General features: G+C 71.2%; 21 protein-coding genes. 12 read left to right on the top strand and 9 right to left on the bottom strand.

Annotation, left to right across the window (positions count from 1 at the left end):
* Window positions 1-366: 366 nt before the first annotated feature.
* Both ABZZ20_RS30775 and ABZZ20_RS30770 read right to left on the bottom strand, forming a co-directional pair.
* Window positions 367-1,206, bottom strand: a complete 840-nt coding sequence (locus ABZZ20_RS30775; RefSeq protein WP_356875226.1) for an SDR family NAD(P)-dependent oxidoreductase — start codon at window positions 1,204-1,206, stop codon at window positions 367-369.
* On the bottom strand, window positions 1,203-4,049 hold the full coding sequence (locus tag ABZZ20_RS30770; RefSeq protein WP_356875224.1) for an amino acid permease: 2,847 nt from the start codon (window positions 4,047-4,049) through the stop codon (window positions 1,203-1,205). The genes ABZZ20_RS30775 and ABZZ20_RS30770 overlap by 4 nt, the downstream gene beginning before the upstream one ends.
* Window positions 4,050-4,142: 93 nt before the next feature.
* Between ABZZ20_RS30770 and ABZZ20_RS30765 the strand changes: the two genes are divergently transcribed.
* Window positions 4,143-4,769 (top strand): TetR family transcriptional regulator, encoded by a 627-nt coding sequence (locus ABZZ20_RS30765; RefSeq protein WP_356875223.1) that lies wholly within the window; start codon window positions 4,143-4,145, stop codon window positions 4,767-4,769.
* Between the two features lie 1,482 nt (window positions 4,770-6,251).
* Here the strand turns inward: ABZZ20_RS30765 and ABZZ20_RS30760 are convergent.
* The gene (locus ABZZ20_RS30760; RefSeq protein WP_356875232.1) at window positions 6,252-6,557 is read right to left on the bottom strand and encodes a hypothetical protein; all 306 of its coding nucleotides are present in this window, start codon (window positions 6,555-6,557) and stop codon (window positions 6,252-6,254) included.
* Between the two features lie 221 nt (window positions 6,558-6,778).
* On the opposite strand from ABZZ20_RS30760, the gene ABZZ20_RS30755 reads away from it, so the two are divergent.
* Both ABZZ20_RS30755 and ABZZ20_RS30750 read left to right on the top strand, forming a co-directional pair.
* Complete coding sequence (locus ABZZ20_RS30755) at window positions 6,779-7,342, top strand: helix-turn-helix domain-containing protein (RefSeq protein WP_356875221.1); 564 nt, start codon at window positions 6,779-6,781, stop codon at window positions 7,340-7,342.
* A gap of 13 nt (window positions 7,343-7,355) precedes the next feature.
* On the top strand, window positions 7,356-8,204 hold the full coding sequence (locus ABZZ20_RS30750; RefSeq protein WP_356875219.1) for an oxidoreductase: 849 nt from the start codon (window positions 7,356-7,358) through the stop codon (window positions 8,202-8,204).
* A gap of 137 nt (window positions 8,205-8,341) precedes the next feature.
* Here ABZZ20_RS30750 and ABZZ20_RS30745 read toward each other — a convergent pair whose 3' ends face one another.
* Entirely contained in the window at window positions 8,342-8,689 is a 348-nt protein-coding gene (locus ABZZ20_RS30745; RefSeq protein ID WP_356875217.1) for a hypothetical protein, read from the bottom strand.
* A 346-nt stretch (window positions 8,690-9,035) separates the two neighbouring features.
* Window positions 9,036-9,824, bottom strand: a complete 789-nt coding sequence (locus ABZZ20_RS30740; RefSeq protein WP_356875216.1) for a DUF2249 domain-containing protein — start codon at window positions 9,822-9,824, stop codon at window positions 9,036-9,038.
* A 71-nt stretch (window positions 9,825-9,895) separates the two neighbouring features.
* Here ABZZ20_RS30740 and ABZZ20_RS30735 point away from each other — a divergent pair, with 71 nt between their 5' ends.
* From ABZZ20_RS30735 to ABZZ20_RS30725, 3 genes are all read left to right on the top strand, one after another.
* A complete protein-coding gene (locus ABZZ20_RS30735; RefSeq protein WP_356875214.1) occupies window positions 9,896-10,783 on the top strand; it encodes a helix-turn-helix domain-containing protein in 888 nt (295 codons plus the stop codon).
* Window positions 10,780-11,913, top strand: coding sequence for a hypothetical protein (locus tag ABZZ20_RS30730; protein ID WP_356875212.1), 1,134 nt, complete (start codon window positions 10,780-10,782; stop codon window positions 11,911-11,913). The genes ABZZ20_RS30735 and ABZZ20_RS30730 overlap by 4 nt, the downstream gene beginning before the upstream one ends.
* Window positions 11,914-12,017: 104 nt before the next feature.
* Window positions 12,018-14,657 carry a multicopper oxidase domain-containing protein gene (locus tag ABZZ20_RS30725; protein ID WP_356875210.1) on the top strand — a complete coding sequence of 880 codons (2,640 nt, stop codon included), beginning with the start codon at window positions 12,018-12,020 and terminating at the stop codon, window positions 14,655-14,657.
* 328 nt (window positions 14,658-14,985) lie between these two features.
* On the opposite strand, the gene ABZZ20_RS30720 is transcribed toward ABZZ20_RS30725, so the two are convergent.
* Window positions 14,986-16,086, bottom strand: coding sequence for a serine hydrolase domain-containing protein (locus tag ABZZ20_RS30720; protein WP_356875208.1), 1,101 nt, complete (start codon window positions 16,084-16,086; stop codon window positions 14,986-14,988).
* Window positions 16,087-16,517: 431 nt separating this feature from the next.
* On the bottom strand, window positions 16,518-16,646 hold the full coding sequence (locus tag ABZZ20_RS30715) for a hypothetical protein (protein ID WP_356875206.1): 129 nt from the start codon (window positions 16,644-16,646) through the stop codon (window positions 16,518-16,520).
* Between the two features lie 180 nt (window positions 16,647-16,826).
* Between ABZZ20_RS30715 and ABZZ20_RS30710 the strand changes: the two genes are divergently transcribed.
* Both ABZZ20_RS30710 and ABZZ20_RS30705 read left to right on the top strand, forming a co-directional pair.
* Entirely contained in the window at window positions 16,827-17,318 is a 492-nt protein-coding gene (locus tag ABZZ20_RS30710; protein ID WP_356875204.1) for a hypothetical protein, read from the top strand.
* A 551-nt stretch (window positions 17,319-17,869) separates the two neighbouring features.
* Complete coding sequence (locus ABZZ20_RS30705) at window positions 17,870-18,448, top strand: CHAP domain-containing protein (protein WP_356875202.1); 579 nt, start codon at window positions 17,870-17,872, stop codon at window positions 18,446-18,448.
* Window positions 18,449-18,523: 75 nt separating this feature from the next.
* Here the strand turns inward: ABZZ20_RS30705 and ABZZ20_RS30700 are convergent, their stop codons facing one another.
* Window positions 18,524-19,504 carry an RICIN domain-containing protein gene (locus ABZZ20_RS30700; RefSeq protein ID WP_356875200.1) on the bottom strand — a complete coding sequence of 327 codons (981 nt, stop codon included), beginning with the start codon at window positions 19,502-19,504 and terminating at the stop codon, window positions 18,524-18,526.
* 668 nt (window positions 19,505-20,172) lie between these two features.
* Between ABZZ20_RS30700 and ABZZ20_RS30695 the strand changes: the two genes are divergently transcribed.
* From ABZZ20_RS30695 to ABZZ20_RS30680, 4 genes are all read left to right on the top strand, one after another.
* Window positions 20,173-23,703, top strand: coding sequence for a serine protease (locus ABZZ20_RS30695; protein ID WP_356875198.1), 3,531 nt, complete (start codon window positions 20,173-20,175; stop codon window positions 23,701-23,703).
* Entirely contained in the window at window positions 23,696-24,094 is a 399-nt protein-coding gene (locus tag ABZZ20_RS30690; protein WP_356875196.1) for a CU044_2847 family protein, read from the top strand. Before ABZZ20_RS30695 ends, ABZZ20_RS30690 begins: the two co-directional genes overlap by 8 nt.
* 165 nt (window positions 24,095-24,259) lie before the next feature.
* Entirely contained in the window at window positions 24,260-24,535 is a 276-nt protein-coding gene (locus ABZZ20_RS30685; RefSeq protein WP_356875194.1) for a hypothetical protein, read from the top strand.
* Between the two features lie 237 nt (window positions 24,536-24,772).
* Window positions 24,773-25,603, top strand: coding sequence for a DUF2785 domain-containing protein (locus tag ABZZ20_RS30680; protein ID WP_356875192.1), 831 nt, complete (start codon window positions 24,773-24,775; stop codon window positions 25,601-25,603).
* 378 nt (window positions 25,604-25,981) lie between these two features.
* On the opposite strand, the gene ABZZ20_RS30675 is transcribed toward ABZZ20_RS30680, so the two are convergent.
* Window positions 25,982-26,305: a hypothetical protein gene (locus ABZZ20_RS30675; protein WP_356875190.1), complete on the bottom strand. Its 324-nt coding sequence runs from the start codon at window positions 26,303-26,305 to the stop codon at window positions 25,982-25,984.
* Window positions 26,306-26,550 lie beyond the last annotated feature (245 nt).

The following is a 26,550-nucleotide window of genomic DNA, read 5'->3' as shown; positions in this document are numbered from 1 at the left end:
TGCTACGACCCCGCCATCCACCAAGCCAACAGCAAGATCAACGCGCCCACCGACGAGCCTCTGGCGGCATAGAGGTTGACTCAGGAAACTCATGCCTGCTCCTACAGGGTGCATTGAAACGTGAAATATCAGATGTGGGAGAGACCGGGTTGCCCCCGGATCACCTCGTGGACGGTCGGCGGTGAGCCTCTCGATGAGCCCTTCCCACCCCGCCCCACCCGGCTGCTGCCGAGCGCGGAGATCGCCGCCCTCGCCGCGTTGCCTCGGATGCGGGGATACTCGGTCAGCGGCCCTACCTCGCGAGTACGCGCCACCCCGTCGGCGGTTCGGCCGCTCCACTCCTGCGGGGCAGGACGAGGCACCTTGCTACGGGATGCAGAGGCCCGCTCCTTGCTTGCCGGCGTCCTTGCGGGCGCGGGCGATCGTCATATCGACGTACCGGTTGAGCAGGGCCGGTGCCGCGCCGGCCGCCCACTTGATGAGCTTGGCGCTGGCGCCCGGGACGACGCTGGCCCGGCCGGACTCGGTTCCCTTGAGCATGGCGCGCGCCACGGCGAGGGCAGTGAGCGGTTTTTCGCCGTTGGACAGTGCGAGCAGCTCCGCTGGTTTGAGGGATTGCTCGCACGCGAGCATCGGGGTGTCGACGTCCGGCGGGTAGACACCGGTGACGGTGATGCCATGTGGCCGGTACTCCTGGCGGAGGACTTCGCACAGGCCGCGGACGGCGAACTTGCTGGGGCAGTAGGCGCCGTAGCCGAACACGCCGACCAGCCCGGCCGCCGAGGAGACGCACGTGACACTCGCACCGCGGCCACCGCTCATCAGGTCGGGCAGTGCGCCCCGGATGGTGTGCAGGGTACCGAAGTAATTGATCTCCATCTGCCGGCGCAGATCGCCGTCGGTGAGCTCGTGGAAGTACGCCGGTTTGGTGATCCCGGCGCAGGTGATGACCGACCGGATCGGACCGTGAGCGGCCCGACCGCGGTCGAGCGCCGCGGTTACGGCGTCGGCGTCTGATACGTCGCCGGGCGCGACGACCACGTTCGGCAGCATCCTGCCGCGCAGCGTCTCGGCGTCGACACCGTCGAGGGCGATCACCGTGACGCGGGCTCCCGCCTCGGCCAGCAGCTCCGTCGAGGCCAGGCCGATGCCGCTGGTGCCCCCGGTGAGGACCACGTGCCGGCCGTTCCAGAAAGTGCGTTTCACGAGGTGGCTCCTGCTTTCGGGGAGCCGACCCGCGACGCGTGACTCCGCAGTGATTGGTAGGTCTGTTCGTCGAGATCGGCCCACTCGAAACGGTCGCGCAGGTCGGCCAGGTAGGAGACGTAGGTGGCCACGTTGACGTAACTGGCGTGCCGAGGGCTGTCGATGTAGGCGACACCGCCGCGCAGGTCTGGTCGGTCGTTCTCCTTGAGCGCGATCAATGCCGCTCGGTGTACGCCGGTCTCGCGGGCCCGGATGTCGATGAGCACCATCTGGGCCATCTCGTCGAAGCGGGCATAGGCGCCTCCGGCGAATTCGACGAGGCCGAGGACGTAGAGGCTGTCCAGTTCGCGGGAGAAGATGTTGAGGTACAGCTGTGGATGGTCGTCTTTCCAAGTGAGCAGGGCCGGGTCGAGGAACGGCAGCAGGTAGCGGTAGCCGGTCGCCAGCAGAATGACGTCCGCCTGCTCCTCGGTGCCGTCGGCGAAGACCGCGCCGGTGGGGGTCAGTTGGGTCACGTCGGGCTTGACGGTCAGGTCGCCGTGCGCCAGGTGGTGCAGGACCTGGGTGTTCATGATGGGGTGAGTCGTCAGCAGCTCGTGGTCGGGGGCGGGCAGGCCGAACCGGGTGAGGTCACCGACCAGGCTGTCCACGAGCTGCGCGGGGTCGCCCGGCAGACTCACGCCGCGTGGCGGGTCGAGGACGCCGGCGAGCAGGGCATCGGTGGGCAAGCCGTAGAGGTGCTTGGGTACGAACCGGTAGCCGCGCCGCACCGAGAGGAACGTCTCCTCGGCCTGGAGGGCGGCGTTGACGGCGATGTCCACGCCGGAGTTGCCGGCGCCGACCACCAGAACCCGCTTTCCCCGCAGCTCCGCGCCGCCCCGGAAGGTGGCCGAGTGCCGCAGGTCACCGGTGTAGGTATCGGTTCCCGGCAAGTCGGGGGTGTGCGGGTGCCAGGTGACGCCCGGGGCGGCGATGAGCCCGTCGTAGGTGCGGGTCTCGCCGGTGGAGAGGCAGACCTCCCAGCGGTCGTTGGGCAGGGGCTGGGCGCCGGTCACCGCCACACCGAGGGTGACGTGCTCGTAGAGCCCGAAGGTGCGGGCGAAGCCGCGGATGTAGTCGCGGATCTGCTGCCAGGACGGGTAATCCGGGTAGTGGTCGGGCATCGGGTAACCGATGAATCCCGAGGTGTACTTCGAGCTGATGAAGTGCGCGCTCTCGTACATGGGGCTGCCGGGGTTGTCCATGTCCCAGATGCCGCCGACGTCGGAGTGACGCTCGAACCAGTCGAAGGGCACGCCTTCGGCGATCAGCGCACGGGCCATCACCAGGCCGGCCGGCCCCGCACCCACCAAGCAGTAGCGTCGCGTGTGGGCCACGGCCTCCGCGGTGGTGCTCCGTCGACGGGAACGGACCTTCGACTGCGCAAGAGCCGCGTACGTCGCGGGCCGCCGACGGCGCAACAGCAGCGCGACGACGGTGCCCGCGGCGGCGGCGGCGCACAGTACCGCCGGGGTGGCGTTGACGGTCGGGTCGGTCGAATCCGTCAGCGTCGGGTAGTTGAGCAGGGCCAGTACGAACGCGGCGGTCAGGCCGACTGCGCCGATCGCCGGTGCGATGACGCAGCGCCACAGGTCCCGGTCGCTGCGGTGTCGGAAGAAGACGACCACGGCGACGGATGCTCCCGCCTGCAGGGCGACGATGCCGAGCGTTCCGACACCGATGAACGCGGGCACCCACACCGCGTACGGGTCGGCACCCGATGAAGCGGCGACGCCGGTGGCCAGGACCGACAGAATGCTGACGACTGCACTCGCCGTGTGCGGGCTGAAGTGGCGGGGGTGGTAGCGGCCGAGCCGGCGCGGCAGTACGCCCTCCCTCCCGAGCGCGAACAGGTACCTGCTGGACGCGTTGTGCAGGGCGAGCAATCCGGCGAGCAGGCTGGTGCACATGAGGACCGCCGCCACGTCGTGGAGCGGGCCGCCGCCGTACTGCTGGAGCAGCACGAACACGAAGTCGCCGCCCTGCTCCCGGGCCAGCCGGACGACCTGGTCGGTGCCTGCGGCCCCGACGACGATCCAGCAGGTGAGCACGTAGAACAGGCCGATCGAGGTTACCGCGATGTAGGTGGCGCGCGGGATGCTGCGCTCCGGGTCGCTGGTTTCCTCGCCGTACAGGGCCGCGGACTCGAACCCGATGAAGCTGAAGAACGCGAACATCAGCGCGATGCCGATCGATCCGGACATCACGTGTGGACCGGAGAACGCGGCGGCCGGGAAGACGGCCGCACCTCGGTGCCCGACGGCGAGCGCGTCGAAAACCACCAGCACGCCGAACTCGGCGGCTATCAGAGCACCCAGCACCTTGGCCGACAGGTCCACTGAGCGGTAGCCGAGTACGGCCACCAGCGTGAGCGCGGCGGCGCTGTAGAGGTACCAGGGCAGACCGACGCCGGAGCTCGCCAGGACCAGGCTGCTGAAGTAACCGAAGGCGCCGACCAGGCCGATGGTCAGGGCGAGGTAGGAGACGACCGCCACGTAGGCCGCCGCGACACCGGCCGGCTTGCCGAGAGCGCGGGCGATGTAGGTGTAGAAGGCACCGGTGTTCACCACACGTCGGCTCATCGCTGCGTAGCCGACCGAGAAGCACAACAACACGGCCGAAGCGATCAGGTAGACGGCGGGCAGCCCGGCCCCGTCGCCGTAGCGGATCGCCAGCGGAACGTTTCCCACTATCGCGGCCATCGGCGCAGCAGCGGCGATCACTAGGAAGACCACCCGCCCGGTGCTGAGTTCCGCCCCGCCCTGAGCTCTTCGGCTTCTGCCGCCACCCGTCCCACTCGCCATCGCAACTTCCCTTCCTCTGCGGTGAGTTTGACTAGGGCAAGCGTTCAGGTCAAGTGTTCAGGTCAACTGTTCAAATTGTGAGAGACTGGGGTCGTGGCCGACACACGCAACCCGAGCCGACGTCACGACGACGGCAGGCGAACCCAGTTGATCCAAGCCGCCGCCCGGGTCATCGCCAGGGACGGTATTGCGGCGGCGACGGTCCGCCGGATCACGGAGGAGGCGGGGGTGCCCGGCGGCCTCGTCCACTACTGGTTCGCGGACAAGGACGAGCTCCTCCAAGAGGTTCTCCTCGCCGTCTTCGACGGGCTCTCGACCGCCGTCGCCGAGGCGGCCGATACCGGGGACGACTTGCTCGACCGCCTCCGTGCGGCCTTCCACGTCATCGAGGAGGACGACCGCGGCCGCCAGATCCTCCCGTACGAGTTGACGACGTGGGCGCTGCGGAAGCCCGAGTTCGTCCATGTGGCGAGGAAGCAGTACGCGGCCTACCGCGCATTGGGGACCGAGACCATTTCTTCCTGGGTGAACGCCACCGGAGCACAGTTGCCGGCCGACGTACCCGTCGTCGGGCAGTTCATCACCGCTCTCTTCGACGGACTCGTTCTGGCATGGCTCGCCGATCCCGACAACACCGATGTCGACGCCGTGCTGAGGTTGGCGCACGACCTCATGAAGCCCTCCGCGCCGGATACGCCGGAGACATTCGACGCGTCCTGAGCGTGCACGGCGGACCCGGAACAGCCGTCTGCCGTCGACGCGTCGCGTACGACGAGCCCGAATCCCCGCTCGCATCCCCATCGCAGCCGGAGACGGTTCTGACCCCACCGCCCATGCGGCGAAGTAGAAGGACCCCCGGGTCCGGCCACCGCCCTGATCGCCGATGTCGCAGGCGTTCTTGCCAGCGACGAAGATCTCGTTCGCTGTCTTGGGCAGGGACAGCAGGCCCACGCGCGTCACCGCCTGGCGGGCGATCCGCCGGTGGGCGGCGCCGCCCACCGGCGCCGGTGTAGGAGCGTCGGTGCGGGGCCGCTCGAACCAGCCGAATTCGAACTACCCGGGCGGCCCGGTGTCCGTCCGGGTCGAGGATCCGCTCGGCCGGATGCTCCTGCCCGGGGTGAACTGCTGGACATCGTGACTGAGGGAACTCAGGTGCCCGATCAGTGGGCGTGGCCGGCCCCGGTCGGGACCGATGGACCGGTCACCGTCTGGAGAAGGTGCCGAACGGGCGGCTCATCGCGGGGATACGGGCGGTGCGGCGCTGTCTGACTCCGAGGGCGAACTGCTCCCTGCAGACCGTGGGCGGGTGCGGCGGCCCGGAGGAGCGACCGTGGCTGCGCAAGCTGCGCAGGGTGCGCCGCGGTGTCCGCCCAGAGGAAGCCCACTTGCTGTGATGGACGGTCCACCACGAGGTGCCGACCAGCTACCTTCCGGCGCACCAGTCGGTCGAAGGACTCCGGTCCGGGTCGATGCACCGGCTGATCGCCGCGTTGAAGAGGTGCCCTGTCGGCAGCTGGTGGGTCCGGCGTGGTGTGTCGGCCTCCTTCACGCGGCACGTCCCAGCGGCATCGGCAGGAGCGGGCGACCACTCGACGCCCCTCGGCATCCGCTCCATGCCACTCGCCTCGGTCGGCGTTGCTTCCTCCGCAGGCTCGGCGCCCGTGGTCACTCGGCATGTTGATCACGGGACGTCCCCGTTGGCTTGTCCGGGGAAGCCTGCCTCCGGGGCATGGGGTGGGACCCCGGGAGGGGCGACCGGCCGCCCCGCGCACGGGGGAAGCCTGGTGCGGCCGGTCTGCTGACAGCGTACGGCGCGAACAGGGTCCGCTCAGGGGGAAGTCCGCTGGACGGGCCGAACAGGAACGCGGATCGGCCCGTCCGGACACGAACGACGCCGGGCCTGCCGTAGTGATCCATGCCCGGGCTGGGCTTGATCCGCTTTGACGAGGGTCTCGCACTGCCGGCGCAGCAGGTAGCCGCGCACGAACAGGGCGGTCTGTACGCCGCGGAGTCGGGCGAGGGCGTGGGCCTGGTCGGGAGCGGGGCCGATGTGGTGGTCGCGGAGGCGGAAGGCGAGGCGGGCGGTGATGGCGCGGGTGTGCCTCGGGCCGCCGGGGCCGGCGTGGTGGCCGGTCAGGCCGCGGCGAGTCAGCCACTGGCCGGTGAGGTGGGGCCATGGGAGGTATCGAGTCGCTCACCCGGTCAGCATGCGGCGTGGTGGAGGGGGCGGGGACGGCTCTGGCGTTCCGCACCGGGGTCCGTCAGAGGGGCGCCGGTCATTCTGGGGCCGGACGCAAAGGCCCCCCGGAGCCACGCCTCGTCGTAGCTGACGCAGAAGATCAGCTCGAACGGGACCAGGCGCCAGGAGGCGCGGACGTCCTCGACCGGCCAGGTCGAGGACCAGGCCACCGCGACGGCGATCGGCGCCTCCTCGCCACCAACACCACCGGCACGCCGATCGCGCAGCTGGAGCTGCGGCACCGCCAGCGGGCCCGCGCCGAGGGCCACATCCGTGCCGCCCGCGCCACCGGCCTGCGCAACCTACCCCTGCACGACACCGCGCAGCGCGGCGGCGACGAAGGTGCCGAAACGCTTGGCGACGTAGTCGTCGCAGCCGCCTCTCCGGCCGTTGGTCGGAGTGGGGGTGGACGGCCTCGTACTCGGTGAGGAACGCCGAAGACACACAAGACGTATTGCACAAGATCTCTTGTGCATCTAGGCTCACCTCCATGACCCCACCGATCACCGACTCGCGCGTACTGGCCGCCATGGCGCACCCGGTGCGGCGCCGCCTGCTCGACCTGTTGAAGCTGGACGGTCCTGCGACCGCCAGCGCGCTCTCCCAGGCGACAGGCGAAGCAGTCGGCAACGTCAGCCATCACCTCAAGGCCTTGGCCGCCGCCGGTCTGATCGAGGAGGCACCCGAGCTCGCCCGCGATCGCCGCGAACGCTGGTGGCGGCGTACCACGCCCAAGCTGCTCTGGTCCTCGGCCGACTTCGCCGACGACGCGGCAGGTGAGGCGGTCGCGCACGCGGTGGAGTCCCTCAACCTCGAGCGGCAGACCGGTCACATACGACGCTGGGCCGACCGGCCCAGGTCCGAACAGGAACGCTGGCCGCTCGGTCCGTTCGCGACCGAGGCGTGGCTGCGGATGACCGATGCCGAACTCGCCCAGTTCAGGGCCGAGATCGTCGAGGTCATGGATCGATGGGCAGACCGGGAGATCCCCGACGACGGTCAAGTGCGGGAAACGGTGTTCACGTTCACTCGTGCCGTACCCGGCCACCCTTAGGAAGGCAGGAAGCATGTCTGTTTGGTTCATCACCGGCGCCTCGCGCGGCCTGGGCGCGGAGATCGCCCGGGAGGCGCTGGCACGAGGTCACCAGGTTGTCGCCACCGCACGCGACGCCGAGGCCGTGCGCCGCGCCTTCCCCGAGGCCTCCGGCTCCCTACTTCCCGTGACCCTGGACGTCACGGAGGAATCGACGATACGGACTGCGGTCGACGCCGCGCTCGCCCGCTTCGGCCGGATCGACGTTCTGGTCAACAACGCGGGACGCGGTCTGGTCGCCGCGGTGGAAGAAGCCTCCGACGCTGCGGTACGCGCGTCGTTCGACATCAACTTTTTCGGAGTGCTCAGCACCCTGCGCGCCGTGCTGCCCACGCTCCGCGCCCAGCGGTCCGGCCACGTGATCAACATCAGTTCGGTCGGCGGCTTCGCATCCGCCCCCGGTGTCGGCCTGTACGGCGCGACGAAGTTCGCCCTCGAAGGCATGTCCGAGGCGCTGCACGGCGAACTGGCCCCGTTGGGCGTCAACGTCACCATCGTCGAACCGGGCGGCTTCCGCACCGACTTCCTCGACCCCTCCAGCCTCCACACCGAACCCCACGTGATCGACGACTACGCCCCCACCGCGGGCGCCACCCGTACGGCCCTCGCGGGCTTCAACCACCTCCAGCCCGGCGACCCCGCCAAGGCCGCAGCCGCCATCGTCGGCATCGCCGACATCGCCGAGCCCCCGCTCCGCCTCCAGCTCGGCACCGACTCCGTGGCCCGGGTCGAGGCCAAACTCGACCTCGTGCACCGCGAACTCGCCCAGTACCGCGCCCTGGCCCTCTCCACCGACCTGGCCCCCGTCAACCACCCGGCATGAACGAACAGCGATGGGTAACTGCGTTCGTGCGTGGCCACCGTCCCGCCGCCGGGGAACCGGATCACGTTCGCGTCCAGTTGGCGGTTGCGGCGACGCAGTCGCCACAGCGTGGTGAACGGCAGGCCACCGGCGCAGGGCTACCCACCGGAATGTGGGGGTGCGCTGACGGATGCGCGCCGGATCGCCTCCAGTGCGCGCGCCACGTCGTCCTCGGTCGTCGACCAGTTGCTCACCGAGATTCGCATGACGCGTCGGCCGTGCCAGGTGGAGCCGCTGATCCACGTCGTGCCGTCCTTCAGCAGCCGGGCGAGTACCTGTTCCGTGCGTTCGTCATCGCCGAAGTCGGCGCAGACCTGGGTGAACACTACGTCGTTGAGGACTGTCGCGCCGTCGACGCCGGCGATGCCCGTGGCGAAGGCGGAGGCGTGTCGGACCAGCCGCTCGACGAGGTCGGCCACACCTGACCGGCCGAGGGACCTGAGCACCGCCCACACCGTGAAGGCCCTGGCGCGCCGGGAGAGTTCGGGGACCTTGTCGATGGGGTCGCCGTGTTCATGGTGGGTATCGTCCCGGCCCGGTGTGGGCCCGCCACTGGTCCGACAGCGCAGCCACCTGCCGAGCAGATGCGCGCCCTCGGACGAGCGGGTGCGCAGCCAGTCCGCGTACCCGCTCGTCCGTCACGCCCTGTCCCAGCCCGGCTTCAGTCGCCGATCGATCCGTCGGCCGGGTCGCTCCGGCTCGCAGCGGTGCCCGTTCGGCGTGGGGTGGGGAACCCGCGGGCGTGGGGTTCCCCGTCGGGGTGTGACGAGAAGGCGCCGCCTTACCGGGACCTCAGTGGCGGGTGAACAGCAGGCGCCACGCCTCCGGGCCGCGCTCCACGTACTCCACCTCGAAGGCGCCGGGGGTGCGGGCTTCGATCTGCGCCAGCAGCGGCAGCGGGTCGTGCGGGGCGACCAGCACCATGGCCCGGCCCGGGGGAACGGCGTCGAGGGCGCCGAAGATGGTGGCGTGGCGCAGCGCGTGCGGGACGGCGCGGGCGTCCAGTTCGGGCACGTCGGCGTCGTCCGAGCCGCCGCAGCCGCAACCGCCGCCGCAGCCACCGGACTTCTCACCCTCAACTTCGCTCTCGGCGTCGTGGCCGCCCAGCAGTTCGTGCATCCCGTCGAGCAGCTTGGCCAGGGAGATGTCGGCAGAGGCAGCGATCAACGGCAGTACGAGCTCGTTCTCCTTGTCCAGGTGCTCCTCGAAGAGCACCTGGAGTGCGCGGGCGTCGCTCGCCGCGCGGGCCGGGGAGGAGGCGGTGCGCAGCGCGTCCACCAGGTCCGTGATCCTGCGGTGCTCGGCGAGCATGCCGTCGATGAGCAGACGGGCCTCCACGGTGCCGTGCGCGGCGGGATAGAGCGTGGACTCCTCGGCCAGGGCGTGCGGGACGAGTTCGCGCTCGCAGAAGGTGACGAGACCGGCGCGGATGTCTTCCGCCGAGGCGGGGTCGCGGTCGGCGGCGTCGATCAGCATCGTGACCCGTCCGCCCAGTTGGCCCGCCAGTTGGGCGTGGTGTGCCTCGACGGCTTCGACGGCCTTGGCGTCCTGGGGGTCCGACGCGATCGTGAGAGTGCTCATGCTGAGTCTCCAGCGGTTTGGTGGCGGCCGGATGGCCGGGAAGGGGACTGCGCTTCGAATATACTACGGACATGTCCGTGGAAAATAAGGTCCCCTTCCCGGGTGGCGGTGACCGGCCACCCGTCTCCCGGCAGCGCCACGCCGTTCTTCAGCACCTGCGCAGCCAGCCGCGGCCGGTCACGGCCGCCGCGCTCGCCCAGGAGTGCGGTCTGCACGTCAACACGGTTCGGGAGCATCTGGACGCGCTGGTGGAGAGCGGGCTCGCCGTCCGTGAGCGTGGCGAGGCCGCCGGGCGTGGGCGCCCCGCCTGGCGCTACCTCTCCCGGCCGCCGCAGCAGTCCGCCGTACGGGAGTACGCCGGACTGGCCGCCGTGCTCGCCGGACAGATCGCCAAATCCAGTGCCGACCCGCAGGCGGAGGCCGTCGCCGCGGGGGAGGAGTGGGGGCGCGCGCTGGTCGCCGGACAGGAACCGTCCCGGAACAGCGCGCAGGCTCGTGGTCGGATACTCGCCCTACTCGGTGAGATCGGCTTCGCCCCCGAGCCCGAGGACGCGGCCGAGGCCGAGGGCGAAGGACGGAACCAGGGGGAGACCCGGGTGCGGCTGCCGCACTGCCCCTTCATCGAGGTCGCCCGCGAGCACCCCGGCGTGATCTGCAACGTCCACGCCGGGCTGGTCCGGGCCGGCTACTCCGCTCTGGGCGGCGTGCCGGACGGGGTGTCCCTGCACCCCTTTGCAGAGCCCGGTGCCTGCCGTCTGAGTTTCACCACTGGGGCGGAGGAGCCAGCCGTTGCGGGGGCCCCGGCCGCCGTGCGGGATCCGGACGCCGCCGACACTCCGGACGCCGTGGCCGGATCGGACACCACCGCCGGACCAGGCGGGATCCTGGGCCTGGACCCGGACCCGGACCCGGACCCGGACCTGTCTCTGGAACCGAACCCGGACCGGAGACTCCGGTGACGCCCGCCGCGGACGCCGCCCGGCGGACCGGCGCCAGGCGGGCGGTGCTGCTGCTGCCTGCCGGCCTCGCCCTGCTGGCCGGTCTCGACGCCGCGCTGCTCCTGCTCGGGCTCCCCGCCCCCGTACGCGCCGACCGACTGCCGCAGGTCCACGGGGTACTGATGGTCCTCGGCTTCGTCGGGACGCTGGTGGCGCTGGAACGGGCCGTGGCCCTGGGCCGCGGCTGGGGATATCTCTCCCCCGGCTTCCTCGGCGCGGGCGGCCTGCTGCTGATCAGCCCGGCCGACCTGCGCGTAGGGCAGTCGCTGCTGGTCCTCGGCACCGCAGTGCTCCTCGCCCTGTACTTCCGGTTCTGGCGCCGGCAGCCGGGCCCCGCCCTGCTGGCCCAGGCGGCCGGCGCGGTTGCCGGGCTCGGGGCGGCGCTGCTGTGGCTGGGCGGTTTGGACGTGCCCCGTCTGCTGCCCTGGCTCGCCGCCTTCCTGGTACTGACCATCGCGGGGGAGCGGCTGGAACTGGCCCGTGTGGCCGTGCTGGCCCCCCGGACCGAGCAGACCTTCCTGGCCTGCGTCGCAGCCGTGCTGACCGGCACGGTCGCCACCCTGCTGTGGCCCGCCCCCGGCACCCTGCTGCTGGCCGCCGCGCTGCTCGCCCTGGTCGCCTGGCTGATCACGTACGACGTTGCCCGCCGCATGCTCCGCGCCAGAGGTCTGCCCCGCTTCTCGGCCGCCTGCCTGCTGGCCGGCTACGCCTGGCTCGGGCTGGCAGGCGCGCTGTGGCTAATCGAAGGGCCGATCACCGAGGGCAGCCGCTACGACGCCGTAGTGCACTGCGTCTTCCTGGGCTTCGTCATCTCGATGATCATGGCTCATGCCCCGGTGATCCTGCCCGCCGTGCTGCGCCGCCCCCTGCCGTACCGCCCCGTGTTCGCCGTGCCCGCCTGGCTGCTGCACCTTTCGCTCGCGCTGCGCATCCTCGTCGGTGACCTGCGGGACTCCACTTCGGCCTGGCGGGTGGGCGGGAGCCTCAACATCGTCGCCGTGCTGCTGTTCGTGGTGACGGCGGCGACCCTGTCCGTGACCGCCGGTGCGGTGCGCCGCCCCCGGCCGCAGCCCTCGGAGACGACCAGGTGACCATGCAGCCCTCCTTCGCTAATCTCCCTTCGCCGCCGGACAAGCCTGGCGCCCGGTCGTCGGGGCGCCCGCCGCGTGCCGCCTGGCACCTGAGGGTGAACGCCGTGGTGGCGGCGTGGCTGCTGCTCTTTGCGGTCGCAGCGCTGGCGCACCCGTTCGTGGCGGAGGCCCGCTGGCTGCTCGTCCACCTGCTGCTGCTCGGGGCGGTGACCAACGCGGTCGTGATCTGGTCGGGCCACTTCGCCGCCTCCGTGCTGCGGCTGCCCGAGTCCGACCGGGGAGCCCCGGCGGCGTTCAGGCTGGCGGGCCTCAACGCCGGAGCCGTCGCCGTGGTCGCCGGTATGCTCGCCGGATTCTGGCCCGCGGTGCTCGCGGGCGGCACTGCCGTCGCCGTCGCCGTCGCCGTACACGCCGTCTGGCTGGTACGGCTGCTGCGGCGGGCCCTGCCCGGCCGCTTCGCAATGACCGTGCGCTACTACATCGCGGCGTCCGCCCTGCTGCCCCTGGGAGCGGCGCTGGGCGTGATCATGGCGCGCGGCGGCCTCTCCGACGACATCGCAGCCCGCGTGCTGACCGCCCACAAGCTGATCAACCTCCTCGGCTGGCTGGGACTCACGGTGGCCGGAACGCTGGTCACCCTCTGGCCGACGATGTTGCGGACCCGGGTGGCGGACGGTGCGGAGCGGGCGGCCCGCAGGGCCCTGCCCGTGCTGCTCGGCGGGCTGGGCGCGGCCGTCGCCGCCGTGCTCACCCTGCCGCCGCCCGCAGCCGCCGCCGGTGTCGCCGTCTTCGCGGGCGGGCTGGTCGTCGCGGGCATCCCCTGGGTCCGCGAGGCACAGGTGAAGTCACCGTCCTCCTTCGCCACCTGGTCGGTCGCCGCGGGCGGCGCCTGGTTGCTCGGTACGCTCGCGGCGCTGGTGGTGACCCTACTGACGTCGGCGTCATGGCCCGCGGTGGCTGAGCGCACCGCGTCACTGACCGCCCCACTGGCCGCCGGATGGATGGCGCAGGTGCTCCTGGGTGCGCTGAGCTTCCTGGTGCCTGTGGTGCTTGGCGGCGGACCCGCCGCCGTAAGGGCCACCACGGCGGAGCTGGATCGTGGCGGCCCCGCCAGGCTGACCGCCGCCAACGCGGCGCTACTGCTGTGCGTGCTGCCTGTACCCGGCATGGTGCGGGTGGCCTGCTCGGTGGTTCTCCTGGGGGTGTTGGTCACCTTCCTCGTTCTGCTGGTCCGCACGGTCCGCAGCCACCGGGCACGGCAACGGGACACACGGGGCACACAGGACGCCCCGCCCGCCTCCCCGACGGCCCCACCCGCTTCGCCGCAGCGTCCGCATCGGGTGCTGGGCGGTGCGGCCGCGGGCCTGGCGGTCGTGGTACTGGCCGCCGTCGCCGGAAGTGCGATGGATGTGCGGTCGCTGCCCGTGGCTGCCCCGTCCGGCTCCGCCGCCACCGCCGAAGGCGGACAGGCCGTGACGCCCACCGGTCGTACCACCACCGTGGCGGTCACCATCCGCGGAATGCGGTTCGCCCCGGACACGGTCCAGGTGCCGAGGGGTAACCGGCTGGTGATCAAGGTGCACAACCTGGGCACCGACCGGCACGACCTGGTGCTGGACACCGGTGCCCATACCGGCCGGCTCGCCCCGGGGGAGCGGGCCACGCTTGACGCGGGCACGGTCGGACACGACCTCGAGGGATGGTGCTCGGTGGTGGGACACCGGCAGATGGGCATGGTGTTCGCCGTCCGGGCCACTGGAACTGCGTCCACCCCCACGCCCACGCACACGGGCCACGCCATGGGCGGCGACACGACGGGCAACGGCAGCGGAACGGCAAAGGACTCCGCCGCGAACGCGTTCGACCCCATGGCCGAACCGCCCGCCGGATTCGCCGGCCGGGACGCACAGCTGCCGCCCGCACAGGACGGCACCGCCCAGCAGGTGCACCGCCGGACCCTGACCGTGCGAGACGTCGTACGGGAGGTCGCGCCCGGCGTCAGGCAGACGTTGTGGACCTTCGACGGGACCGCCCCCGGGCCCGTACTGCGGGGACGGGTCGGCGACACCTTCGAGATCACGTTGGTGAACGGGGGGACCACCGGCCACTCGGTCGACTTCCACGCCGGCGCCCTGGCCCCCGACCGGCCGATGCGCACCATCCAGCCCGGTCAGTCGCTGACGTACCGGTTCACCGCCACCCGCAGCGGGGTGTGGATGTACCACTGCTCCACGATGCCCATGTCGCTGCACATCGCCAACGGCATGTTCGGGGCCGTCGTCATCGATCCCCCGGACCTTCCGCGCGTCGACCGGGAGTACCTGATCGTCCAGTCTGAGTTGTACCTCGGCGCGCAGGGCGGGACCGCCGACCCGGACAAGCTGGTGGCGGGGCGGCCCGACGCCGTCGTCTTCAACGGCTACGCCAACCAATACAGCAGCGACGGGCTGGCCGCTCGCGTCGGTGAGCGGATCCGGGTGTGGGTGCTGGACGCCGGGCCGAACCGGGGGAGCGCGTTCCACGTCGTCGGCGGCCAGTTCGACACCGTGTACCAGGAGGGCGCCTACCGGCTCCGTCCGGACGACCCCGGACACGGCGGCGCACAGATCCTCGATGTGGCCCCGGGATCAGGGGGATTCGTCGAGCTCTCCTTCCCCGAGGCGGGTAACTACCCGTTCGTCTCGCACATCATGAGCGATGCCGAGCGCGGAGCCCGCGGAATGTTCAAGGTCACGGCCCGATGACACCCCCAACCGTGGCGGCGTCGCTGCCGACAGCGGCGTCAGGCAGTCAGGACGTTCACCGTCAGGAGCCGGGGTGAAGACCATCGGGCTGAGTCACATCAGCGGCGCGCCGTCTCTCGTGGTACCCCCATCGCACCGCTGCTGACCGGCAGGGGCAGCGGCCGTCGCGTCAGTGGGCCACTCCCTGCCGAGCGGCCCGGCTGCGCCCCCGGTCGCGGACGGGGGCGGCATCGTACGTCGCCCCCACCATGCCTCTACGAGCGCACCGACACCACTGACCGGAAGGTGGCACGACAGATTGGCCGCCGGGCCACCACAAGCCTCGGCCCTACCGGCCCTTGGCGCACAAGGCCGCGTCCACCGCTCCTTGGAGATGGCGCAGGCTGTCCCCCTGAGCCGCCCAGGTCGTGGTGTAGACGGTCACGGTGCCGCGGCCGCCCGTGGCCCGCCCGCCGCCCACCGAATCGCCCGGCAGATCGCCGCCGTGGCCCCAGTAGGAGCCGCCGCAGCTGAGCGGGATCGAGGCGACGCCGTAACCGTAACGGCTGCCCGCTGGATAGACGTCGCGGCCGCCGATGTCGGTGGTGTCCTGGGTCATCAGGCGCACCGCCCAGGCGGGTAGCAGCCGCCCGCCGAACAGGCCGTCCCAGAATGCGTTGAGGTCCTCGGGCGTGGAGACGAGCCCGCCGGATGCGCCGAACTCGTACCCCGGAAGCTCGGTCACATCCACCCGCCCTGCCTCCGGGTACGCCGGGTGGACACCGTAGTTGCGGGCGTGCGGTCCGCGCAGGGTGAACTCACCGGACGCGGGCCAGTAGGTGTCGTCCAGGAGCAGCGGGCGCAGAACCGTACGTTCGATGTACGTGCGGAAGTCGACCCCCGACGCCCTGTCGATCACCATGCCCAGCACCAGGTAGTTGGTGTTGGAGTAGCCCCAGTCGGTTCCGGCTTCGAAGACGGGTTTCTTCTCGAGCGCGAGGGCCAGATAGTCCTCGGGCGTGCCGGGCCGACTCCAGTCGACCAGCGCGGAGTACTCCGGCAGACCGCTGGTCTGCTTGAGCAGATGCCTTACGGTGATGGTGTGTTCGGCGAGCTGTGGCACGTAGGCGCCCGCGCGGTCGTCCAGTCGTATCCGGCCATCCACCACCAGACGCATCACAGCTGCCGCGGTGAACGCCTTGGTGTTGCTGGCCAGCCGGAACCTGCCCTCCGAACCGAGCATCGGACGACCCGATTCCAGGTCCGCGACGCCGGCAGTACGCGTTCTCCTGCCGTCATACGCGAGGGCGCCCGGCACCCCTTCCTCCTCGACGAGAAGATTCAGGTGCCGCTGTACCGGGTCTGACTGGCGGGCCCCTGCCACGGGGGCGAAGCCCCCGGTGAGCGCGGCGGCGAGCAGGACTGCGACGGCGAGGCGCTTGCGATGCATGCATCTTCTCCCTGGTCGTGGCCGGCCGACGTGGCCGGGTCGTTCGCTCACCGACGACCTTGCCAGACTCCCACCGGGAGATCATTAAGCCCAGCACCCGAATCGAACGGCGGTCAACCCCCTTGACGCAGCGCGGCGTTCGATGGACCGGCTCGTTTGCCACCCGCCGCGGGCACCACTACGGCGCTGTCTTCATCACCTGCGAGAGCGGCCAGCCTCTCGACCTGCTGCTCGGCCGCGACGCCTCCGCCTTGGCCGACGGGCTGCGCGAGCATCCCGGCGCCCAGATCATCTGCTGTGACCAGGCCGGAACCTACGCCGACGGCGCCCGGACCGGCCCCCGAACGCGATCCGGGTTATCGACCGCTTCCACCTCTGGCAGAACCTCGGCACCGTCGCCGAAGCCAGTCTTCGACTCCACAGCAACTGACTCAAGACGGCCGGTGTCCGGCCGTGCGGGCCGCGGGGCGGGCGGGTTGCTTGTGGTCCGCAGGGGCGCGGGTGCGCGCGGGGGCGGCGTCCATGGCCGCGGCGAACGCCGGGTCGCGTTTGCGGCTCACGCCGTTGCTCCTGGACACCGGGGAACCACCCGCCGGGCGTGCCGCTTCGGTAGGTACCCGCCAGTAGGTTTCCAATAGGACCTGGTTGCAGTTGTCTTGACTGACCGCCAGCGATGTCCGATGCCGGCGGGAGAACGTGCGTGCGGCGGCGTGCCGTCGCACGCGGGAACGAGGGAAGACATGGGTTCGATACACCAGCGCGTCGGCGCGGTCCTCGGTACGGCCGCCCTGTTCGTCGGCGTGGCGCTCACGGCCGGGGCTGCAACCGCCAGCGCCGACGAGACGGGCGACCTCGCGGCCGACATCGATGTCTCTGTGTCCACGACCGGGGTCTCGGGCCTCACCGCGATGTCGGCGGACGGGTCGTTCACGATCCACATCACCAGCCCCAGGGACGGCCACGAGATGGGCTTCGCCCGGTGGAACGCCGACCCGCAGCCCACGCCCAACATCCCGGGCGACTCCCTCGTCGCCAAGGACATCAGCCCCGACGGTTGGGCGGTCGAGGCCGAGCTGAGCACCGGCCGCGTCGCCTCCACGCGCGGCCACAAGGCGATCTACATCGCGGTCGCTTCCGGCAACCTGCCCGAGGGGCACCCGTACAAGCTGCGTGGGTGCATCGTGAAGGGCAGCGAGCGCAAGTGCACCGCCTGGCACCCCGTCCACGCCTAACCCGCTGAAGGGCCGGGCCGCTATGCGGCCCGGCCGAAGCGCGGGTCTCGGGCAGGGGCGCGGCTGTTCGAGCTCGACCTGCGTCTGCCCAGCCCCCTTCACCCGCACCGGCCCGGCCTGGCCTGGTACGCAACACCGTCCGTCGCCTACGCCGTCAAGCTCGGCTACCCCTCCGACGGCCCCAGCCCGCTGGACTTCCTGCCCGCCATCCCCGTGCCCGGCGAGTTCCGGCTCAGCGTCACCCCGGGCCTGGTACGTCCGGGCCGCTCCTGCAACGCGGAACCGCCGGGGCGGGCTTGTCCGGCTGGATCCGCATGCAAGACGTGGGGGCGAGGCCTGGCTCCTGCGCCGAGCGTGGTTGGGCGGGCGTACTCCGTGCCGCCGCGCCGAATCCGGACGGGTGTCCGGGACGTACTCGCTGAGCTGCGCGGACAGGCGGCCGGACAGTCCCGGACAGCGGATCGCTTGGTCGTGCCGCATCGCCCCGTCGAGAGTTCTGCCATCCCAGCGAACAGCCGTGCGAGCCACGGCTCTCGACGATGGAGTCAGCCATGCGAAAGTTCACGTCCCTCGCGGCCAAGAGCGCCGTGATCACCCTGCTCGCCGGAACCGTGATAGCCACTCCGGGCATCGCAAACGCCCAGGCGTCTTCGTTAGGAACGCAGATCGCCGCCACCGCCAAGGGGCAGATCGGTGCCGGCCCGTGCGGGCTGAACAACAAGGGCAGCTACTGGGGCCGGGGCACGGCCCAGACGGGCAGCTGCGGACCCAACCACACCGAAGCACACCCGTGGTGCGCCGATTTCGTCGGCTGGGTGTGGTGGAAGAACGGCGTCGGCGGCAAGATGAACAAGCTCAACAACCTCGCTTCCAGCTTCACCGCCTACGGTTCGATGCACTCGACCCCGAAGGTCGGTGACGCGATCCTCTACAACCAGCACACCCCGGGCACCGCGGACGACCACGTGGCCATCGTGGTGGCCATCTCCGGCTCGAAGATCAGCGTAGTGGGCGGCAACCAGGGTGAGCCCGGCAGTGTGAGCCCCCACACCTGGGCCTCGTACAAGGTCGGAACCTGGGTCAACTCCGCTCAGAAGATCAGCGGTTACGTCACACCGGTGGCCGGCTGAGCACGAGTGGGTGACCCGCCGCCCCCAACGGGTGGCGGGTCACCCGTCCGGAACGGGGCGTCTCGCGCTTCTCCGTCAGCTCGGGCCGGAGGACTGGGGGAGCAGGTCGATACGGAAGCGCTGACCGGGTTGGTCGCCGCAGGGTTGCTGGACGACCTCGGCCCCCACGATCGTCTCGCCGTCGGCGATCCCCAGGCAGAGGTCGGTGTGTGCGCGCCGCAGCCGGTAGCCCTCCTCCGCCGTCGAACCGAAGCGTTCGATTCGGAAGAGCTGGGCGTCCTTGTCGGCCAGGCAGTTCTCCTGCGGCTCCACCAGCCCCTTGGCGGGGCCGCTGTCGAGGATGGTCAGGCAACCCATCGCCTTACTCCTCGGATGCTCCCACTTGACGTTGGCCAGATCGTCGCCGTCCGGCTCGATGAACGAGCGCGGGCCGGGGTCTGCGCACGGGCGTTGGACCGCCACCTCGGACCGGTATCGGCCGGAGCGTTCGTTCCCGGCCGTGAGGCACAGCTCCGGGGTCCGCTCGGGGTGGATACGGGCCCAGCTGCCGGCGGAGGCCACGGGAAGGAGCGCGGGAGGCCGGCCGGCGACGGTGCCCGTCGCATGCGAACCGGAGGATGTGAGATGGCTGATCAGCATGACACCCGCCGCGAGGACCGGCATCAGCGCCAGCCCGGCTACCGCGAAGGCGAGCCGTCTACGGCGTCCGGATCCCGGCCACGGCCACCGCTTTGGGACAACATCGGCGACGGCATCCGGGTGGGCGTCCGCGTGGGCGTCCACGCTCGCCAGGAGCGCCCAGGCCTCCACCCATTCCGCGGATCGGTCCTCCTCACCGCAGGCTCGGACGAACGCGGCGACCGTCTCACGGCGCGGCAGAGTGCTTTTGCGTAGAAGGTCGGCGACGGTGCTCCGGGGCAAAACGTCGCCCCGGGCCGCAGCGCGGCTCTCCAGCTGCCGCAGGGTCAGGCCGGACCGGGCCTTGAGCCCTCGCAACGCCGCCGTGAACTCTGCGACGGTGCGTATGGCGGCGGGCTGTAAGTCGATCTCATCCATCCGAACAGGAATAGTGCACGGCGCGACGGCGGGCAACGGAGTCGCCAGCCGGCCGCACGAATTCCCGGAGTCGTCGGTGACTTGTCGGTTCAGCGAGCCCTTCATGCCCCGGACACCGGACCGACGCAACCTCCTTCGTTCAGGCAGTGGCCCGGGTGCCCGGCTTGAAGCGGGCACCCGGGCCTCGGGCAGCCGCCGGTCATCACTTCACGACGGCTTTGCCCTTTATCGTCGTGACGTGTCCGCGGAAGGTCCAGAAAAAGGAATGGCAACGGCCCGGTCTTCAACACCGCTCTTCGTCGCGGACTTCGAGCGTCTGTGTACCGATGCGAGCGCCTGTGTACCGAGGCGGCCACGAAACATCTGGCGGGGAATGGCAGATGATCGGGATCAGCCGAGCCTGGTACCTCGACGCGGTCGCCGAGCAGCGGGGTTTCGCATACCACGCCAACGAGCCCCAGCACGGGAAGCAACACCTTGATTCCCTGCAAGCCCCAAGGGCGGTCCCGAACCGCCCGACTGCCCCGCCCCGTCCCGCTGGCCGGCGCAGATGTCCGAAACTGCACCGCCCCCTTGATCCGTTGAGCGGGTAACCTGCGGGCTCACAGGGGGATCGGCTCACGGGGGTGGCCATGGAACCGGGCAGCGCGACGCCGAGTGACGCATCAGTGGCCAGAATCCTCAACCCGGACGGGATTCCCGAAGGGGCAGGCTTCCGGGCCTCACCGCGCGAGGTCATCACCTGCGCCCACGTGGTGGCCAGGGCCCTCGGCCTGCCAGGGGACACCGTCGAGCCGCCTGACGGCCGCTTATGGGTCGACTTCCCCCTCGCCGAACGTGGCGCCCGGGTGCCCGCGCGGATCTCCGCCTGGACCCCGGTCTCCCCCGACGGCTCCGGCGACATCGCCGTGCTGACCCTGCTGGCGGACCCGCCCGGCCGGGCACCTGTCGCCCGCCTCGTGGAGGACACCGCCGGCCCCGACCGTCGGGTGCGGGCCTTCGGCTTCCCGGACGGCTACGACGACGGCGTATGGAGTGTCGGCTGGCTGCGCGGCGAGACCGGGGCCGGCTGGCTCCAGTACGACACCGACCCCGCCAGCGAACACCGGGTGCAGGGCGGCTTCTCCGGATGCCCGGTCTGGGACGTCGCCGAGGGCGGTGTGGTCGGCATGGTGGTCGCCGCCGAAAGGCGGGACGACGTACGCACCGCCTACGTGATCCCCACCAGGACCCTGCGGGGCACCTGGTCCCGCCTCGCCGACACAGCGCTGCCCGCCTGCCCGTTCCGCTCCCTGGAGCCGTTCGAGGAGCGTGACGCCGAGCTCTTCCACGGCCGCGCGGAACCGGCGCGCCGGATCGCCGACCTGCTCGGGTACGCACCCGCGACCAACCTCGTGGGTCCCTCCGGCTGCGGCAAGTCCTCCCTGCTGCACGCCGGGGTGCTGCCGCTGCTGCGCAGCCGCACCGAGCTGGAGGTCGTCGTCTTCCGCCCCGGCAGGCTCGGCCGTACCCCGCTCGACGCGCTCGCCCTCGCCCTGCTCCCCCTGCTGGAACCCGACCTGACGGAGACGGCGCGGATCGCCGAGCTGCCCGCGCTCACCGCGCTGCTGCGCGACGGCCGGTTCCCCGAGGTGGCCGAGCGGCTGCTCGCCCGGCGCGGTACGCAGCGGCTGCTGGTGGTCGCGGATCAGTTCGAGGAGGCCCTCATCGGGACCGAGCCCGCCGAACTCGACGTCCTGGCCACGGCCCTCGCGTACAGCCTGAACCCGGGTTCGAGGCTGCAGGTGGTCACCACCCTGCGTGCCGACTTCCTCACTCCGGCCCTCGCCCATCCCGGGCTGGCCCCGCTGTTTGCGGGCGACCGGCTGTTCACCGTGGGCGCCATGTCCGACGCCGAGCTGCGTGACGCCGTGCAGCTGCCGCTGGCGGGGACGGGGGTGGCGTACGAGCCGGGTCTGGTGGACCGGATCCTGGGCGACCTCGGCAACGACCCCGGCCGCCTGCCGCTGCTGGAGTTCACCCTGACCAAGCTGTGGGAGCGCCAGCGGCGCGGGCGGATCAGCCACGCGGCCTACGAGTCACTGGGCCGGGTGCACGAGGCCCTCGTCACCCACGCCGAACAGGTGTGGACGGGCGCCCTGACCGAGACCGAGCAGCGTGCCGCCCGGGCCCTGCTGGTCCAGCTCGTCCACCCCGGCGACACCGGCACCGCCCCCACCCGCCGCACGCTGGCCCGCTCCGAACTGAACCTGGAGCAGTGGCGGCTGGCCCAGCGTCTGATGACCACCCGCCTCGTGGTCCCGGGCGAGGACTACCGCCCGGACGGCGGACCGCCCGAGGAGACGGTGGAACTGGCCCACGAGACGCTGCTGACGCACTGGGACCGGCTGCGGACCTATTTCGAGGAGGACCGCGAGTTCCGCGTCTGGCAGGAAGGTCTGCGCCGTCGCATCACCACATGGTCCGCCGACGGCCGCCCGAGCCGCCGGCTGTTGCGCGGGCAGGACCTCCGTGACGCCCGCCGGTGGCGGACCATCCGTTCGGCCGAACTGAAGCCGGCGGAGGCCGCCTTCGTCGAGGCCAGCGCGAAGGGCGCGCGACGGCGGTGGTTCACGGTGACGGCGGTCACGGTCGCCCTCGCGCTCATGGCCGGTCTGGGGACCTGGGCCTGGGGGCGGCAGGACATCAGGCGGGAATCGGCAGGGAGGGCGTCCGAGGTCCTCGTGCAGCAGTCGATCGACGCCGAAACCAGCGTAAGCGGCGACCTGGGCCAGTCGTACACGGCCCTGCTGCTCGCGCTGCGCGCGTACCGGACCAAGGACACGAAGCGCACCCGCGCCCGGCTCGGCGAGATGTACGCCCGGTACGGTTTCGCGGACCTGCTGGCCCCGCACTACCCCGCCCCCATCATCCTGACCACCGAGACGGTGCCGACGACGGCGTCCGTGGTCGATGCGGACGCGGCGGTGGCGGCCGTGCGCACCGCGGAGGGCAAACTGCTGGTCCTGCGACGGGACGGCCAGGGAATCCACCGCATCCGGTCCGGGGAGCAGGCGGACATCACGGCCGTCAGCCCCGACGGAATCATGGTGGCCTTCGCCGGTTCGTACGCTCCCACCCCCGGGGACATGGCGTCGGGGAAGGCGCCGACACCGGACCTGCAAAGGCTGCCGGCCCGGATGCTGGACGTGGAGACGGGCCAGACACGGCAGTTGGAGGTTCCGCCGGGCACGGAACCCCCGCTGAAGATCGGCGGCGACGAGGTCCTTCCCGGGGTGCAGATGCCGGAGCTGCAGCTGCCCGACATCCCCGGGTTGACCGTGCCGACGCAGTACGCGCGCTTCGCCTTCTCCCCGGACTCCAAGGTGTTGCTGGGTCAGACGGGGATAGGCGGGGAGAACGGCCGCCTCGTGCTGTGGGACACCGAGAGCGGCCGGATCAAGAAGGTGATGCCCGGCCTCCCCAAGGGTGTCGAGCAACTCTGGCTGAGCGACGGCGGAGCCCATCTGCTGACCGTGGCCGATCAGTTGGACTCCTTGTGGGATTCGAAGGTCATCATGACGTCCTGGGACCTGACGGGGGCCACCCCTGTGCCGCGGGAGCTGTTGAGCCGGCCGAGCACGGTCAGGAAGAGCCTTCACACGGATGTCAGCCAGGATCTGAGCCGGGTGGCGCTCGTCGAGGTGACGACAGAGGGGGCCACCATCAGCCACCACATCGAGATCCGCGACCTGGCCGACGGAAAGCTGCTGCGTGAGGAAAGCAACGACCGGCAGGTCGTGGTCCAGGGCGTCACGGCGGGCGCGGAGGCCGGCCAGGCGGTCGCCTACGCCGTCCACACCACCCAGTCGCCGGGGCAGCCGGTCGCCGAGGGGCCGGTACGCACCATCACGGGCAGGGAGTCCTGGGCGGCGATGGACCTGACCGGGCCGGCGGGCGGGCAGGCGGTGGTGCTCAAGTCGTTCGGCGTGCTCGCCGTCGTGGGCCCGGCCCCCGGGGAGCGGGACGCGCTGAGCCGGATACCCGCCGAGGCCGCGTCCGTGCCGGCGTCCCCGTCGGTGGACGAGGCCAGGCAGTGGATGGACCGGCTGTGCCGCATCCTCGGCGACGAGACGCTGCCGCCCGCGACTGCGGGAAATCTGCCGCCCGGTACCTACCGGGGGGCACTGTGCGGAGGAGGAGAGGGATCGCGTGGCTGACGAGTCGCAGCTCATCCGGGTGCCACTGGAGGGTGGTGGCCATGTGGTGGTGGAGGCGGGGACGGCGAGTTCCGGCATTGTGCGGGCCGGGCGTCCCGGGGAGATCGCCGGGACCGCGGCACGCACCCTGACCGAGAGCTTCGAGCAGGTGCGGGCGGCGGCGGCGGTGTTGCTGGAGCGGATGAGCACACTGCCCAGGCCGCCCAGCAGTGTGGAAGTGGAACTCGGCGTGAAGATGAACGCCGAGGCGGGGGCGATCATCGCCAAGACCGCGGCGGAAGGGAACTTCGTCATCCGCCTCACCTGGGAGCCTGATCCGCGGCAGCGGGAGGACCAGGGGCCGGCGGCGGAGGCAGCGCGCCCTTCCTCGTCCCCCGACAGCGAGGGTTGAGCCCGGGCCCTGCGGGCGCGCCGGCCCGGAGCCGCTCAGGCTCCGCCCTCCGATCCGCCTCCGGTACGGCGTGGGAGGAGCCGGGCTCGGCCCCGGTAGGCCGGGAAGGACCCCCTGCGCCAGCAGCTGGCCGGATGGCTCGCCTACGCGGGCATCCCGGTCCTGGTGGTCCGCGGCTTCGGCTCCCGGCCGTACGCCGACGTCGTCCGCGACCGCGTCAACGCCGACCGCGCTGATGCCCTGACCGCCGGCACAAGCGCCATCACCGTCGAGGACCGGGTGATAGCCGACCGGCTGCGCGCGGCCGGCGGCCCGGCGGGCTTCACTTCTTCCACGGCCTCAGCCGAGACGGTCACGTCTGTCATCAGGTGTCACTTCCTGTTCGAAGATCCACCGTTGACCGTACAGACCCCCTTGTGGCATGGCGGACGCACGGTCTGATTCCCGAATCCGAGCCCCGCTACCTCGGCGGTCGACCACGTCTGGTTCGCCTCGGTGGCCGTCAAGGTGTGGGGCGCGAACTCCCGCAGCCGACGTCAGATGCGGTCAACGTGGTCATGGGGTGAGCGTGGTGAGGCGTACTGACAGGCGGTCCCCATTGGGCCCGGGCCGCCTGCTCGCTCCGCATCCGTCCGATAATCGGTTGCCTTGCCGGGGACCCTCCCCGAAGGTGAGGCAGTGACCAAGACCGACGATAGGCCGCGGATCGACGCGGCCCGCTGGCTGAACCTCTACGAGAACGACTGCCCCGCTCCGGCGGCGGCCGAACTGCCGACCCTCGCCACCGAACTGGCCGAGGCCCTCCGCCACCCTGGCCCAGGTATCCGCGATGGCGCTCCCTACGTGGTGCTGCGGACGTGGATCCAGCGGGACGTCATCGACAAGCCGCTGCGCGCCCAGCTGGGTACCGTGATGGCCGACCGGTTCGCCGACCCCGAGATCCAGGCGCGCACCTTCGCCCCGCTCGTGCTCGACATGATTGTCGGTCGCGGCGACTTCGACCCAGCATGGCTCGCGGCCTTCCGACGCTGGTTCCCGGCCGAGACGGACCTGCGCGGGTACGACCCCAAGCTCGGTTGGCTCCACGCTGTCGCGCACGGCGCTGACCTGCTGGGCGCCTTCGGGCTCCATCCGGAGGTCGACCCGAAGGAGATGCTCGCGCTAGCGGCGGAGCGGCTCGTGGTTCCGACCGACGAGCTCTTCGCCCAGCAGGAGGACGACCGGCTCGCCCAGGGCGTCGCCCGCACGCTCACCCGGCCGGAACTGTCCGAGGCCGAGGCCGTCGGCTGGCTGGACGCGATCGAGACGGACTTCGCCGCCGGCCGGCGCGGCGCCCCCACCGTGGCCGCGCACACCTCGAACGCCATGCGCACGCTGCGGATGCTGTACCTCCTCGCCGACACCGGGGTCCGGATCGACGGCGCCCCCGCCCCCGGACGCCCGCCGCACGCGGAGGCGCTGAAGCGGCGTCTGACGGAGGTGCTGGTTCTGACCTTCCAGGGGGCGTGACGGGCGGGCGCCACCGAGTGGTGAGGCACGTCTCCCGGGGGTGCGTCTCACCGGAAGACGCCCGACGGCCAACCCGCCGGGTGCAAGGGGAGTGGGTCGGGGAGACCGTCGGGAGCACGCACACAGCCACTGCCGCCGGGCCGAGGCCCAGACCGGCCCACCCGGCGGCGTACTCCGTCATCGGGAAGGGCAGGTGCCGGCAGGCTTCGCGCTGCCGCTCGGCCCACCCCTGCTCGATCTCCTGTGAGTGCAGGGAAGTGGCCACACCGGTCACGACCAGGAGCGGCACCAGCAGCGCCGCCGTCACGGTGCCCGGCGTGACGGCACGCGGGCGCGCTGTGCCGTCGCTCGTAGTGGGGGAGGGCGAGTTGGTGGCCATCAGTACCAATCCGGTTCCGGGCGGACGATGCGGATGCGCTGCTCGCCCCCGTTCCTGTTCGCGATGTGTTCCCGGCTGTTCAGGATCACGTTCTGGAACGAGCTCGTGTCCTGGGTCAGCTTGATGTCCCCGTCAGGGGTGACCGAGGTGACGACGGCGGCACGGTGGGACTCGCCAGCGGCGGTTTCCGTGCCAGGAGCCACCTGCTCATAGAAAATGAAGTCACCGGGCCGCGCCTCTGCCCTCGGCATCTCCTTGCTGCCGTGGCGCAGCAGGAAGTTCTGAAGTCCCTCGGCCTGCGCCCATGACTCGGAGTGGTACACGTGCTGGTCGAGCCAGTCCCACCCGGTCCCGCTCTGACGGCCGCATGGGCGAGCGTGGCGAGGTGGCCGGTCGCGGAGTTGCCCACCGTAAGGAAGAAGAGGGCGCATACGGCGGAGCCCATTCCATGGGACGCCTCCGGGACGATGCTGGGTCACATTTCTCGGCTCGTTCACCGCAACGCTTTCCCCGCGTCGTCCGGACTACCGTCCAACAGCCGATCGTATGCCTGCACACCGCTGTCTGG

This window comes from Streptomyces sp. NPDC006430, assembly GCF_040612395.1.
Classification (GTDB): Bacteria; Actinomycetota; Actinomycetes; order Streptomycetales; family Streptomycetaceae; genus Streptomyces.
This window is presented reverse-complemented; position numbering and strand designations above follow the sequence as displayed.